This window comes from Cupriavidus sp. 94F1 (genome assembly GCF_057798875.1).
In genome coordinates, this window is the sequence record NZ_JBYOJT010000002.1 from 395,249 (window position 1) to 408,845 (window position 13,597).

The window sequence follows — 13,597 nt, forward strand, 5'->3', positions numbered from 1 at the left end:
CGGCCGTGGGCGTGGCGATGGGGAGTCGGTACGGGATACTGTCGCACCGAATGAGGGTGGACGGCAAGGGGCGAGGCGGGGGAGAAAACCCTCTCCCGGCGGGCGGAAGAGGGCGGAGAGGGCGGGCCGGATTACTGCCCGGCGACGCGTTTGGCGATGTGGTCCAGCGCTTCCTCGACCTGGTCGATCAGGATCAGGCACAGGTCGCCCGGCTGCAGGCGTGCCAGCGCCGTGTCGATGGCCAGGAATTCGCCGCGGATTTCCTCGGTATGGCTGGTGCGTTGCGCACCGACCAGGCCTTCACGCAGCAGCGCCAGCACTTCGCCGTCTTCACGGCCGCGCTGGCATTGGTCCTGATACAGCAGCACGTCGTCGAACACGCCACCCAGGATCTGGGTTTGCTTGCGGATGTCCTCGTCGCGACGGTCGCCCGCCCCGCTGATGACGACCACGCGCTTCTTCGACGGCATGGTCTCCACGGCGTTGCACAGCGCCTGGATGGCATCGGGATTGTGGCCGTAGTCGGCAATCAGCGTGGCGCCCTTGTAGTCGAACACGTTGAAGCGGCCCGGCGCGGTGGCGGCGTCGTTGACGAACGTGGTCAGCGCCCGGCGGATCACGTTCCAGTCGATGCCCAGCGCCCAGGCGGCGGCAATCGACGACATGGCGTTTTCCACCTGGAAGCCGATCGAGCCGTTGCGCGTCAGCGGGATGTCGGCCAGCGCAAACCGCACGCTGGTGTCACCCTCGGCGGCCACGATCTCGGCGCCCTCGACAAACACCACGCGCTTGCCCTGGGCGCGGTGCAACGCCATGGTCGGCAGGCCCGCATCATGCGCGAAGAACGTGATCGAACCGGGGCAGGCATCGGCCATGCGCGCCACCATCGGGTCGGCCGCATTCAGCACGGCCATGCCATGCGGCGCGACGTTCTGCACGATCACGCTCTTGAGCACGGCCAGGTCTTCCACGGTGCTGATGTACGACAGTCCCAGGTGGTCGCCTTCGCCCACGTTGGTCACCACGGCCACGTCGCAGCGGTCGAAGGCCAGGCCTTCGCGCAGCAAGCCGCCGCGGGCCGTTTCAAACACGGCGGCGTCCACGTCGGGATGCAGCAGCACGTTGCGCGCGCTGCGCGGGCCGCTGCAGTCGCCGGTGTCGATACGCTGGCCCTGGATGTACACGCCGTCGGTGCCGGTCATGCCCATGCGCAGGCCGTTGGAGGCCAGGATATGGGTGATCAGGCGCACGGTGGTCGTCTTGCCGTTGGTGCCCGATACGGCCACCACGGGAATGCGGCCATCGTCGCCATCGGCAAACATGGTCGAGATGATGGCTTCGCCGACCGCGCGACCCTTGCCGTACGACGGCTGCAGGTGCATGCGCAGGCCCGGCGCGGCGTTCACTTCCACGATGCCGCCGGCCTGTTCCTCGAACGGCTTGAGCATCGTCTCGCACACGGCGTCCACGCCGCAGATATCCAGCCCCACCATCTGGGCGGCGGCCACCGCGCGCGCGGCGATGTCCGGGTGGACGTCGTCGGTCACATCGGTGGCACTGCCGCCAGTGGACAGGTTGGCGTTGTTGCGCAGGACCACGCGCGCGCCCTTGGCCGGCACGGCATCGGCGCTCAGGCCCTGCTTGGCCAGCGTGGCCAGCGCGATGTCATCGAAGCGGATCTTGGTCAGCGACGTGGCGTGGCCTTCGCCGCGGCGCGGGTCACGGTTCACTTCCTCCACGAGCTGGCGCACCGTATGCGTGCCATCGCCAATGACCTGCGGCGGATCGCGGCGCGCCGCAGCCACCAGATGCTTGCCCACCACCAGCAGACGGAAGTCGTGGCCCGGGATATAGCGTTCGACCAGCACGTCAGACGAAATGTCGGCGGCCACTTCGTAGGCCGTCATCACTTCCTCGCGCGTGCGGATGCGCACCGCCACGCCCTTGCCCTGGTTGCCGTCGCGCGGCTTCACCACCACCGGGCCGTTGATCTCCTGCGCGGCGGCCCAGGCTTCCTCGGCGCTGCGCACCGACCGGCCCAGCGGCACAGGCACGCCTGCCGCATGCAGCAGCGCCTTGGTCAGTTCCTTGTCCTGCGCGATCGATTCGGACACCGCGCTCGTCATGTCGGTCTCGGCGGCCTGGATGCGGCGCTGCTTGCTGCCCCAGCCGAACTGCACCATCGAGCCCTGCGTCAGGCGGCGATACGGAATGCCACGCGCCACGGCGGCGTAGACGATCGAGCCCGTGCTGGGCCCCAGCCGCACGTCTTCGTCGAGTTCGCGCAGGCGGTGCAGCGCATCGTCCAGATCGAAGGGCTTGTCGTCGCGCGCGGCCAGGCAAAGCTGCTCGGCCAGTTCGAAGGCCAGGCGGCCCACTTCTTCCTCGCTGTACTGCACCACCACCTGGTAGGTGCCCGGTTCCAGCGTCGGCGCGGCGTGGCTGAACGTCACCGGGCAGCCGGCGGCAGCCTGCAGGCCCAGCGCGGCGGCTTCCAGCGCGTGGGCCATCGACGGCGAGCCGGCCTCGTCGTCGGGGCGCATCGGGGGGATGGCCGGAAAGCGGGCGCGCAGCCGATCCTCGAAGCCCGGCAGTTCGGCCAGCAGATGCGATTGGTCCGAGCACGCCACGATGGCTTCGATGGCGGTATGCCGGCACCAGAGATTCGGGCCACGCAGAGCCCGGATACGAGAGACTTCCATAGAATCGTTTGTCCGTTGTTCTTCCGGGCGGGATTACGCGCGGCGTCCGCTGCGGCCCATCCACTGGTGTACCTGCTCGACGGTGCTCTCGGTCGAGGCCTCGTCGCACTGCAGGACCAGCAGGTCGCCGGCCACCAGTTGCGACAACGCGGCTTCCACCGCTTCGCGCCGGCCGGCTTCGTCGATGATCTTCGTCACGCGGCGGCCTTCGTACAGGCCCTTCTTCAGCAGCGCGCGGGCTTCGGCGTCGGGCAGGTCGCGGCGCACGCTGTGGTCTTCGCACAGGAACACGCGGTCGAACGTCTTGCCGATGACCTTGCCTTGCTGCACCAGGTCTTCGTCGCGGCGCTGCACGCCGGCACCGAACACCAGCATGCGGCGCTCGGCCGGGAAGCGGTCCAGCGCGGCGGCCATGGCTTCCAGCGCCGGCGCGTTGTGCGCGTCGTCCACGATCACCGTGGCGCCCTGGCGCTCGAACAACGTGAAGCGGCCCGGCACATCCACCTGGCCCACGTCGAAGGTGACGATGCCGGCGCGGATCAGGTCGTTGGAAATGCCCAGTGCCCAGCCGGTGGCCACGGCGGCCAGCACGTTCTCGATCTGGAAGGCGACCCGGCCGGCGTAGGTCAGCGGGATGGCCGACACGTCGGTCAGCGCGCTTTCGCTGGCGCCTGTGGCCATCACCACCTTGCCATCGCGCACGAACACGGCGCGGCGGCCGGCCGCGCGATGCTCGACGATGGCGGGCAGGTCGGCGGACAGGCCGAAGAAGATCACGTCGCCATCGCACAGTTCGGCCATCTCGACCAGGCGCGGATCGGCGGCGTTGAGCACGGCCGCGCCGGTCTTGAGCACCACGTCGATCTGCGTGCGCAGCACGTTGTACATGCGGTCTTCATCCTCGACGTAGTAGTCGCCAAGGTGATCGGGCTGGCCGAAGTTCGTGACCACGCCTACCTGGCAGCGGTCGTACGGCAGGCCCTGCGACAGGATCATGCCGCTGTCGTTCTCGAACACGGCGGCTTCCACGGCGCGGTTCATCAGGATGCGGTGGCCGGCGTCCCAGTTAGCCTTTTCGCCACGGTCGCCCTTTTCCACCTGGCGGCGGTCCAGGAACAGGCCATCGCTGCACGACAGGCCCGTATGCTTGCCCGACAACTGCAGCAGGCGCGCCACGAGCTTGGCCACCACGGTCTTGCCGTTGGTGCCGGTGATGCCCACCACGGGAATGCGGCCGTCGTCGGCCACGCCGTTGCGGGTCGGGAACAGGTGCTCGACGATGGCGGGGCCCACGGGGCGCGGTTCGCCGTCGGCGGGCTTGATGTGCATCAGCAGTCCGGGGCCGGCATTGACCTCGACGATGGCACCGCGCTGCTCGGCGAGCGGGCGCGAGATGTCCTCGGCCACCAGGTCCACGCCGGCGATGTCGAGCCCAACGATCCGCGCGGCCAGCGCGGCATGCGCGGCCACGCTCGGGTGCACGCGGTCGGTCACGTCGAAGGCCACGTTGCCGTTGCGCTGGATCAGCACGGTGCGGCCCTCGGGCGGTACCGCGCTGCCATCGGCATAGCCCTGGCGCTTCAGTTCCAGGCGGGCAGCCGAATCCAGGCGCACGCGGTTCAGCGGATGATCCTCGGTGCTGCCACGGCGCGGGTCGGAATTGATCTGCGATTCGATCAGTTCGTCGATGGTCTGCTTGCCATCGCCCACCACGGAGGCGGTCTCGCCCATCGCGCAGGCCACCATGCGGCCGCCCACGATCAGCAGGCGGTGCTCGTTGCCGGGCACGAAGCGCTCGACGATGACACCGTTGCCTTCCTCGATGGCCACGGCGTAGGCGGTCAGCACTTCGTCGCGCGTCATCAGGTTGGTGAACACGCCACGGCCATGGTTGCCGTCGTACGGCTTGACCACCACCGGCAGGCCGATGCTTTCGGCGGCGTCCCAGGCGTCTTCGGCGCTATCGGCCATGCGGCCTTCCGGCACGGGCACGCCGCACGATTCCAGCAGCGACTTGGTCAGGTCCTTGTCGCGCGAGATCGATTCGGCGATGGCGCTGGTGCGGTCGGTCTCGGCCGTCCAGATGCGGCGCTGGCGCGCACCGTAGCCAAGCTGCACCAGGTTGCCGTCGGACAGGCGGATCGACGGAATGTCGCGGTCGTCGGCGGCATCGACGATGCAGGCGGTGCTGGGTCCGAGGCAGTGTTCGTCGACGAGGTCGCGCAGCGTTTCCACGGCGGCGTCCACGTCGTACGGGCGGTCCTCGATGGCGGCCATGACCAGGTCGCGCGCGGCAAACAGCGCGGCGCGCGTCACCTGCTCGTGCCAGGCCCGCACGATGACCTTGTAGACGCCACGGACCGGGGTCTCGCGCGCCTTGCCGAAGCCGCCGGGCATCCCGGCCAGGTTCTGCAGCTCAAGCGTGACGTGTTCCAGGATATGGCCGGGCCAGGTGCCTTCCTTCAACCGCATCAGGAAGCCGCCGCGCACGCCCGGGCTGCAGCGGTGCTCGATCAGCGTGGGCAGCCACGCCGACAGGCGCTCGTAGAACCCCGGAATCTTGTTGGAGGGAAAATCCTCCAGTTCGCCGATATCGACCCATGCCTCCAGCACTGGCCGATATGTCCACATATTCGGGCCGCGTAGCGACATGACATCGAAAATCTCAATGTCCTTCTTTTTCATTGAATTTGCTTGAGGCTGTGGGCGAGTGCCCGGGAAATGGAAAGCTAATCTTTCGTTAACGTTACTGTAGCCTCAGGGTTGACCCGTCATTACCCTTCGAGACCGGCAACGCATTGTGCAGCGCACCAAGGTGCCCGCCTGTTTGCGTTATGTATACTTGCGGGCAAAATTGCGGGCCGCCAGCCTGGCGAACCGCTTAATTGTTTCAAGTTATGTCCGTATTTGATCTGTTTTTGGGTCTGCGGACGCGCTTTTATCGCTTTTTGCGCCAATAATGACCCAGTCCTCCCCGTCTGCTTCCAACCACCCCGGCCCGCAAGGTCCCTGGGCCGCCGAACTCGGCGCCGGCCTGCTGCCCCGGGAAATCGTCCTGGCCGGGCTCATGCTGGACCTGGACGCAAGGCTGCATTTTACCCAAGGGTGGCTGGTTGTGACGGATCGTCGTCTGATCTGTCGCGCCCCCGGCGAAACCGCCCTGCGAAGCTGGGACATCACGCCTGACCTGACGCTTGCCCACGGCGACCATGCCGGCGTGGGCACGCTGGAACTGGGCGATGGCCGGGAGCGCCTGGCCACCTGGCGCTACACGCTTGGTTACAATCCTGACGCATTGCGGCTGGCCGACCAGTTCGATGCACGCCGCAATCTGGTGGCCACCGGCCATTCCGCCGAGCCCGATGCCGAGATCTGCCCGACCTGCAAGGCGCCCATCCCGCCGGGAGAAGAGCAGTGCCCGCAATGCAGCCGGGAGCTGGAGACCCCGCCCTCCACCTGGGCGCTGCTGCGCCTGTGGCGTTTTGCCCGGCCCTACCGCTGGGAACTGCTGGGCGGTTTCGCGCTGCTGCTGCTGGGTACGGCCGCCACGCTGGTGCCGCCTTACCTGACCATGCCTCTGATGGACAAGGTGCTGATCCCGTATCAGAACGGCGTGCCGATCGACTACCACCTCGTCAAGCTCTATCTGGCCGGCCTGCTAGGCGCCGCGCTGGTGGCCTGGGCGCTGGGCTGGGCCCGTACCTACCTGCTGGCGCGCGTGTCGGAGCGCATCAGCGCCGACCTGCGCACCACCACGTACGAACACCTGCTCAAGCTGTCGCTCGAATACTTCGGCGGCAAGCGCACTGGCGACCTGATGGCCCGCATCGGGTCCGAGAGTGACCGCATCAGCGTGTTCCTGTCGCTGCATCTGCTTGACTTCGCCACCGATGTGCTGATGATCGCCATGACGTCGATCATCCTGATTTCCATCAATCCGTGGCTGGCGCTGGTCACGCTGGTGCCGCTGCCGTTCATCGCGTGGATGATCCACATGGTGCGTGACCGCCTGCGTCACGGATTCGAGAAGATCGACCGCATCTGGTCCGAAATCACCAACGTGCTGGCCGATACGATTCCGGGCATCCGCGTGGTCAAGGCGTTCGCGCAGGAAAAGCGCGAGGTGGTGCGCTTTCGCGAGGCCAATCGTCACAATCTTGCGATCAATGACCGGGTGAACGCCGTGTGGTCGCTGTTCACGCCAACCGTGACGCTGCTCACCGAAGTGGGCCTGCTGGTGGTCTGGATCTTCGGTATCTGGCAGGTCAGCCACAACGCGATCACCGTCGGCGTGCTGGTGGCGTTCCTGACTTATATCAGCCGGTTCTATACGCGCCTCGATTCGATGAGCCGGATCGTGTCGGTGACCCAGAAAGCCGCCGCCGGCGCCAAGCGGATCTTCGATATCCTCGACCACGTGTCGAGCGTGCCCGAGCCGCAGAAACCCGTGCGCCTGGAGAATGTACGAGGCGCCATCGAGATGCGCGACCTCGGCTTCCGCTATGGCAATCGCGCCGTGATCCGCGGCCTGAACCTGACCATCGAGCCAGGCGAGATGATCGGCCTGGTCGGCCACAGCGGATCGGGCAAGAGCACGCTGGTGAACCTGATTTGCCGTTTTTACGATGTCTCGGAAGGCGCGATCCGGGTGGACGGTGTCGATATCCGTTCGCTGCCGGTATCGGATTTTCGCCAGAACATTGGCCTGGTGCTGCAGGAGCCGTTCCTGTTCTTCGGCACGATTGCCGACAACATCGCCTACGGCAAGCCCGAGGCCACGCGCGAGGAGATCATCGCCGCCGCACGCGCCGCGCATGCGCACGAGTTCATCCTGCGGCTGCCGCACGGCTATGACTCGCTCGTCGGCGAGCGCGGCCAGGCGCTGTCCGGCGGCGAGCGGCAACGTATTTCGATTGCCCGCGCGCTGCTGATCGATCCGCGCATCCTGATCATGGACGAGGCCACGTCGTCGGTGGATACGTCCACGGAGAAGGAGATTCAGAAGGCGCTGGACAACCTCGTGCAGGGTCGCACCACCATCGCCATTGCGCACAGGCTCTCCACCTTGCGCAAGGCCGATCGACTCGTGGTGATGGACCGCGGCCAGATCGTCGAAGTGGGCAGCCACGACGAACTGCTGGCGCGCGAGGGTGCGTACTACAGGCTGTATCAGGCGCAGGCGCGCAATGTCGATACCGACCCCGATGACACCAGCGCCGGCAACCGTGCCGAAGTGGCGGAGGCCGTCAGTGCCCAGTAATCCATCAGTGAAAGAAACGGCTATGCAAACGCCCGAATTCCACCTGTCCCGCAACAGCCTCGGCAAGCTCGTGCTGACAACGGGTGACGGTGCGCAGCACGAGGGCGTGGTGCCCGTGCGCGCGTTTCCGATTTCCGCTGCCGACGATGGCGTGGGGATGATGAGCACCGATGGCAAGGAACTGGCTTGGATTCCTCGTCTGGACAAACTGCCGGCGCAGACCCGTGAGCTGATCGAAGCCGAGCTGGCATCGCGCGAGTTCATGCCCGAGATTCAGAAGATTCTGGGTGTATCGACCTACGCCACGCCCAGCGTGTGGACCGTACAGACCGATCGCGGCCAGACCGACCTGGTATTGCGCGGCGAAGAGAACATCCGGCGGCTGACGGGTACCACGCTGCTGATTTCGGACAGCCATGGCATTCACTACCTGATCCGCGACCAGTTCGCGCTGGACAAGCACAGCCGGAAGATTCTGGATCGCTTCCTCTGATCGCACCTACGGTCGCAAACAACAACGGCACGCCTGGGCGTGCCGTTGTTGTTTGCGGGCGGTCAGTGCAGGACCGTGGGCGCGTCGTCGTCTTCCTCGTCGTCCCAGTCCTCGTATTCGAGCGGCGCATCGGGTGCCATGTCCCAGACCATCGAGTGGAAGCGGACCGTGAACCAGTCGCGGAACATGGCCAGCGACAGCGCTTCGGGCCAGACCGAATCGTCGAACCACTCGCCCAGCATGAATTCGAAAAACGGACGCCACCGCTTTTCCACCCAGCGCAGTGCATTCTCGGGCGTGTCGGCCACCTCCGCGGGCAACAGGAAAACGCTCGCATCGTCGCGCACGTCACTGAGCGTCAGCGTGGGGACGGGGTCGGGGTCCACCGCCTGGATCCAGTCAAGAAAGGGTTGCTCGGGCAGGAGCATGACCATGGATCGGCTGACAGTGAAACGGGGGTGGTCGGACATGAGGGCAGGGCGTAGGACAGCGACGGCCTATTGTAGCGTTCATGCCGGCGGCAACCGCATGGATTCGATTTTGCCGACGGATTGATCGTCGGCATGGCACTGGCCATTTTAGGACGATTCCGATTTCCAACGTGTTTTGTGGCGCGTCAAATCGCGCAGCCGTTCTCGCCCCGGGCGAGGACGTTGAACCACGTCTTCTAGGAAAATCGCGATGTCCCATAAAGCAATCGGTATCGCCTGTCTGGCGCTTGCCGCGACCGCTGTGCCGCTTTCCGCCCAAGCACACGGCACGATGGAGCTGCCCGCCAGCCGGGTGCTGACCTGCTACAACGAAGGTGCCGAGCAACCGAAATCGGGAGCCTGCCAGGCGGCTCGCGCGGTCGGCGGTGCGCAGCAGTTCTACGACTGGAACGGCGTGCGCCAGGGCAATGCCGCCGGCAATCACCGCGCATTGATCGCCGATGGCGAGCTTTGCTCGGGCGGATCGGCAAGCTTCCGCGGGTTGGACCTTGCGCGGCTCGACTGGCCGCAAACCTCGATCGTGCCCACTGCCAGCGGTGATTACACATTCGTCTGGCGAGCTTCCGCGCCGCATGCCACGCAGTATTTCAAGTACTACATCACCCGCGATGACTGGGACCCCGGCATGCCGCTGCGCTGGGCCGATCTTGAAGAATTTGCGACGGTGTCTGGCGCGCAGGCTGTGCAGGAAAGCGGCAAGTACCGCATGAAAGTGCAACTGCCGGCGGGCAAGAAGGGCAGCCACATCCTCTACAGCATCTGGCAGCGCGGCGACAGCCCCGAGGCGTTCTATGCGTGCGCCGACGTCAAGTTCCCCGGAGACGGTCTGGCGGTGCGCGAGATTGGCTGGGAGGATCAAGGTGTGCTGGCAGCCAAGGGCGACCTGGTGGTGGGCACGAAGCTGACGTTCCGGGCCATGGACGCCATGGGGCGCGATGCAGGCAAGCATGTGCTGACGATCAACGCCGCCAATGCCAGGGCGCGCACGTGGGCGTATCAGCTGGCGCAGAAGGTCAATGTCGAATCCCAGATCTTCCGCATCGGCGAGCTGCAGGCGCGCAATGGCGCGTCGAGTATCGTGCCGCTGAGTTCCACCACGGCCAACCGCGTCTACCTGAGCAAGTCGTATCCCGGATACCGCTTCGAGATCGACAAGGAGGCGCCCAGCGCAAGCGGCCGTTCGGGCAGTGGCGGCGGTGGCGCCGCTTCGACGGGCCAGCCGGACGGGAGCACGCTTGATACGTGGCGCGAGGGGCCGGCCTATGAAATCGGTCAGGCCGTCACGTACCAAGGCAAACGCTACGTCTGCCTGCAACGTCATACCGCCTGGCGCGGTGCAGGATGGACCCCTGCCGTGACACCGGCCCTGTGGCGTTTGATCCGCTAAGTGTTGTTTTTTCGCCGGAACTGTTCGAATCTGTTCCGATCGCTTCAGTTTTCGGCGAAATTGGCCGTCATTGTTGGCATACGGGGTTAGGAGCCGTCTGATGAGTTTTACCTTTCTCCCGCCAGGCGACGTATTCATGCCGACCATGACGGAACGGTTTGCCGAGGCGGAAAAAATCGAAGATCGCGCCGAGCGTTGGGCTGCCCAGGCAGCCATCGCGCTGGATACGGGCGACATGTACCTGGTTGGGCTGGTGCTGTTCAAGGCCATCCAGGAATTCGGGGTCGAGGCCTTCGCGGCACACTCGGGGGAGTCGCACGCGCGGCTGCAGCGGCTATGGATGCCAGGCATGATCGGCTCGGTGGATTACGCGAAAAGCCTGTACCTGCACCTGGGCGTCAGCCTGCCCGTGGACCGCTACTACGCCGCCCGACTCGAAAGCATGCCGGTCGACGGCGTGGTGGTGCACTGAACGGCACCGCAGAGCATTAAAAAAACGGGCCGCAAGGCCCGTTTTTCTTTGCCCCCGGACGTCCTGCGTGCCCGGAGCGGTGCGGTGTACTGGTGGAGCCGGCGGGAATCGAACCCGCGTCCGCAAGCCCTCCACAGAGAGTTCTACATACTTAGTTCTGTCATTTGATTTAACCGGCGCATCGCGGACGAACACGCTCTACGACGGCGAGTCACTAGGTTTTCGTCCTCGGGCCCGTGACACTCCCGAAGCTTATCTGACGTAAATGACCTCGCTGGTTCTTGCGAACCCTAGCCCGTCAGCGAGCCAGTGCGAGGACGGCGGCCCTTAGGCTGCCAGTGCGTAACGTTCGTCGTTAGCAGTTATTGCATTCCCATTGATTAACGAGGTGACGGGTCCTCGGTATGCCCTCACTGCTTCGTAACCCACGTCGAAACCAGGTCGGCCCCAATGTGCGCTGTGAAACGCGAAGAAAACGGATTGTACCCGGTTTCGACGCCCATGGCGTGCGTCCGGTTCCGTAGTGCCAAGCTGGGGGCTTATCCCAGCAATTCAAGCAGTTCGGCCGGGTGATGGATCAGGTAGTCAGCGCCCCAGGTTTCGGGCGGCTCACCGTCGCCACAGTAGCCGTAGGCGGCGGAGACCGTCGCCATGCCTGCGGCCTTGCCGGCCTGGATGTCGCGCAGGTCGTCGCCGACATAGAGGCAGCGCGCCGCGGCCACGCCGCTCAGTTCGGCGGCGTGCAGCAGGGGGGCAGGGTGAGGCTTGGCGTGGGGCGTGGTGTCGCCGCTGACCACGGCCGAGGCGCGCGGTGCCAGACCGATGGCGCGGACCAGCGGCACCGTGAAGCGCGCGATCTTGTTCGTGACGATGCCCCAGGGCACGCCATCGGCCTCGAGCCTGGCCAGCACCGCATCCATGCCCTCGAACAGTCGGGTATGCACCGCGATGTCGGCCTCGTAGTAATCGAGGAAGGTATCGCGCAGCGCGGGGAATTCGGGGTCTTCCGGACGCTTGCCGAAGGCCGCGCCGATCAGCCCGCGCGCGCCGTGCGAGGCCACGGGCCGAAGCTTTTCGTAGGCGACGGGTGCCATGCCGTGCTCCACGACAAGCCGGTTGGCCGCTGCCGCGAGGTCGGGGGCCGTATCGGCCAGCGTGCCGTCGAGATCAAAGAAAACCGCGTCGAACTTCGCCATCGTCATGCCACCTTCCGGAACGCCATCATGTAGTTGACGTCGGTATCGCGGCTAAGCGAATAGATCTGCGTCAAAGGATTGAAGGTCATGCCGCGCATCTCGACCATCTCCAGGCCGACGTTGCGCGCGAAGCGTGCCATCTCCGAGGGCGTGATGAATTTCTGATAGTCGTGCGTGCCGCGCGGCAGCATGTTCAGTACGTACTCCGCGCCGACGATAGCCAGCAGGTAGGCTTTCAGGTTGCGGTTGATCGTCGAGAAAAACACGTGTCCGCCCGGTTTGACCAGCGTCATGCAGGCGCGAACGATCGATTGCGGATCGGGCACATGCTCGAGCATTTCCATACAGGTCACCACGTCGACGCTGGCTGGCATGCGGGCCGCCAGGTCTTCCACGGCGATTTCCTCGTAGGTCACTGCCACGCCCGATTCCAGGCTGTGCAGGTCGGCCACCTTCAGGGCCTTGCTGGACAGGTCGATGCCCCTGACCGTGGCGCCAAGGCGCGCCATGCTTTCCGACAGGATGCCGCCGCCGCAACCCACATCGACGACCTGCTTGCCCGACAGGTGCGCGATACCGTCGATCCAGCCCAGGCGGAGCGGATTCAGATCATGCAACGGCTTGAATTCACTGTTGGGATCCCACCAGCGGTGGGCCAGCTCGCTGAACTTGTCGATCTCTTTCGGATCGGCATTGCGGCCGGTTTGGGGCGAGACGTTGAGGGTGGTCGAATGCGACATCGTTGGCGCCGCGCAGGCGGCAGGTCTGATGAGAAGGCTGCGGCAACTTTACCAAAAAAACGGTGCCGCGCCGAATATGGCGGGTCTGACGCGCTGCCGGCGAAAACCGCCGGAGGCCGGGCGAAAAAAAAGCCCAGCATACGCTGGGCTTTTCTTCATCGGAGAGGATCCGATTAACGTGCGCTGCGGGTGCCGACCACTTCGACTTCCACGCGGCGGTTCGGCTGCTGGCAGGCGATCTGAGCGGTGCGGTTGCCCTTGCACGACTTCGGATCCACCTTCAGCTGACGCTTGCCCTTGCCTTCCGTGTACACGCGGTTGGCTTCGACGCCCTTGCTCACCAGGTAAGCCTTGACCGATTCGGCACGACGGATCGACAGGCGATCGTTGTACTTGTCCGAACCGAACGAGTCGGTGTGGCCAACGGCGATGATGACTTCCAGCGTGATGCCTTGCAGCTTCGAGACCAGGTCGTCCAGCTTGGCCTTGCCTTCGGGCTTCAGAACAGCCTTGTCGAAGTCGAACAGGGTGTCAGCAGCAAAAGTGACCTTCTCGCTGGACACAACCGGCGGAGCGACCGGGGTCGGTGCCGGAGCCGGAGCAGCAGCCGGAGCCAGTGCGCCATCGCACAGGGCATTGGCCGTTGCCGGGGTCCAGGAGCTGTCGCGCCAGCAGAGCTCGTTCGTGCCATTCTTCCACACGTACTCGCTCGTACCGTTGCCCCAGTTATCGTTCACGGCCTTCTTTTCGTAGGGGACGGACTGGGCTTGAGCGGATGCAGCCATTACTGCGGTAGCTGCAACGAGCGCGAGCTTGGCAAATTTTTTCATATTTCTCCTCTCAGGATGAGATCACC

10 protein-coding genes and 1 other RNA gene are annotated in these 13,597 nt (G+C 65.2%); 4 read left to right on the forward strand and 7 right to left on the reverse strand.

Annotated elements, in window-relative coordinates:
- Positions 1-131: 131 nt before the first annotated feature.
- Entirely contained in the window at positions 132-2,702 is a 2,571-nt protein-coding gene (gene cphA / locus AC3FJ6_RS05870) for a cyanophycin synthetase (RefSeq protein WP_400393485.1), read from the reverse strand.
- A gap of 33 nt (positions 2,703-2,735) precedes the next feature.
- Positions 2,736-5,387 (reverse strand): cyanophycin synthetase, encoded by a 2,652-nt coding sequence (gene cphA / locus AC3FJ6_RS05875; RefSeq protein ID WP_488771092.1) that lies wholly within the window; start codon positions 5,385-5,387, stop codon positions 2,736-2,738.
- A gap of 274 nt (positions 5,388-5,661) precedes the next feature.
- Here cphA (AC3FJ6_RS05875) and AC3FJ6_RS05880 point away from each other — a divergent pair, with 274 nt between their 5' ends.
- The gene (locus AC3FJ6_RS05880; protein ID WP_488771093.1) at positions 5,662-7,962 is read left to right on the forward strand and encodes a cyanophycin metabolism-associated ABC transporter; all 2,301 of its coding nucleotides are present in this window, start codon (positions 5,662-5,664) and stop codon (positions 7,960-7,962) included.
- Between the two features lie 22 nt (positions 7,963-7,984).
- Complete coding sequence (locus tag AC3FJ6_RS05885) at positions 7,985-8,455, forward strand: cyanophycin metabolism-associated DUF1854 family protein (RefSeq protein WP_488771094.1); 471 nt, start codon at positions 7,985-7,987, stop codon at positions 8,453-8,455.
- A 62-nt stretch (positions 8,456-8,517) separates the two neighbouring features.
- Here the strand turns inward: AC3FJ6_RS05885 and AC3FJ6_RS05890 are convergent, their stop codons facing one another.
- Positions 8,518-8,925: a hypothetical protein gene (locus tag AC3FJ6_RS05890; protein WP_153946783.1), complete on the reverse strand. Its 408-nt coding sequence runs from the start codon at positions 8,923-8,925 to the stop codon at positions 8,518-8,520.
- Between the two features lie 211 nt (positions 8,926-9,136).
- Here AC3FJ6_RS05890 and AC3FJ6_RS05895 point away from each other — a divergent pair, with 211 nt between their 5' ends.
- Positions 9,137-10,333 (forward strand): lytic polysaccharide monooxygenase, encoded by a 1,197-nt coding sequence (locus AC3FJ6_RS05895; protein WP_488771095.1) that lies wholly within the window; start codon positions 9,137-9,139, stop codon positions 10,331-10,333.
- A 136-nt stretch (positions 10,334-10,469) separates the two neighbouring features.
- Positions 10,470-10,805: a hypothetical protein gene (locus AC3FJ6_RS05900; protein WP_488771096.1), complete on the forward strand. Its 336-nt coding sequence runs from the start codon at positions 10,470-10,472 to the stop codon at positions 10,803-10,805.
- A gap of 90 nt (positions 10,806-10,895) precedes the next feature.
- Here AC3FJ6_RS05900 and ssrA read toward each other — a convergent pair.
- The 4 genes from ssrA to ompA all read right to left on the reverse strand — a co-directional run bounded on the left by ssrA (position 10,896) and on the right by ompA (position 13,571).
- Positions 10,896-11,254, reverse strand: a transfer-messenger RNA (tmRNA) gene (gene ssrA / locus AC3FJ6_RS05905).
- A 90-nt stretch (positions 11,255-11,344) separates the two neighbouring features.
- The gene (gph, locus tag AC3FJ6_RS05910) at positions 11,345-12,001 is read right to left on the reverse strand and encodes a phosphoglycolate phosphatase (RefSeq protein WP_400391719.1); all 657 of its coding nucleotides are present in this window, start codon (positions 11,999-12,001) and stop codon (positions 11,345-11,347) included.
- A gap of 2 nt (positions 12,002-12,003) precedes the next feature.
- Positions 12,004-12,741 (reverse strand): bifunctional 2-polyprenyl-6-hydroxyphenol methylase/3-demethylubiquinol 3-O-methyltransferase UbiG, encoded by a 738-nt coding sequence (gene ubiG, locus AC3FJ6_RS05915; RefSeq protein ID WP_488771097.1) that lies wholly within the window; start codon positions 12,739-12,741, stop codon positions 12,004-12,006.
- A gap of 173 nt (positions 12,742-12,914) precedes the next feature.
- On the reverse strand, positions 12,915-13,571 hold the full coding sequence (gene ompA / locus AC3FJ6_RS05920; protein WP_066739225.1) for an outer membrane protein OmpA: 657 nt from the start codon (positions 13,569-13,571) through the stop codon (positions 12,915-12,917).
- Positions 13,572-13,597 lie beyond the last annotated feature (26 nt).

Excerpts from the sequence above, each read along its gene's own strand:
- ompA (WP_066739225.1), bottom strand. The coding sequence starts at position 13,571 with ATGAAAAAATTTGCCAAGCTCGCGCTCGTTGCAGCTACCGCAGTAATG.
- ubiG (WP_488771097.1), bottom strand. The coding sequence starts at position 12,741 with ATGTCGCATTCGACCACCCTCAACGTCTCGCCCCAAACCGGCCGCAAT.
- cphA (WP_488771092.1), bottom strand. The coding sequence starts at position 5,387 with ATGAAAAAGAAGGACATTGAGATTTTCGATGTCATGTCGCTACGCGGC.
- AC3FJ6_RS05880 (WP_488771093.1), top strand. The coding sequence starts at position 5,662 with ATGACCCAGTCCTCCCCGTCTGCTTCCAACCACCCCGGCCCGCAAGGT.
- gph (WP_400391719.1), bottom strand. The coding sequence starts at position 12,001 with ATGGCGAAGTTCGACGCGGTTTTCTTTGATCTCGACGGCACGCTGGCC.
- AC3FJ6_RS05885 (WP_488771094.1), top strand. The coding sequence starts at position 7,985 with ATGCAAACGCCCGAATTCCACCTGTCCCGCAACAGCCTCGGCAAGCTC.
- cphA (WP_400393485.1), bottom strand. The coding sequence starts at position 2,702 with ATGGAAGTCTCTCGTATCCGGGCTCTGCGTGGCCCGAATCTCTGGTGC.
- AC3FJ6_RS05900 (WP_488771096.1), top strand. The coding sequence starts at position 10,470 with ATGCCGACCATGACGGAACGGTTTGCCGAGGCGGAAAAAATCGAAGAT.
- AC3FJ6_RS05895 (WP_488771095.1), top strand. The coding sequence starts at position 9,137 with ATGTCCCATAAAGCAATCGGTATCGCCTGTCTGGCGCTTGCCGCGACC.
- AC3FJ6_RS05890 (WP_153946783.1), bottom strand. The coding sequence starts at position 8,925 with ATGTCCGACCACCCCCGTTTCACTGTCAGCCGATCCATGGTCATGCTC.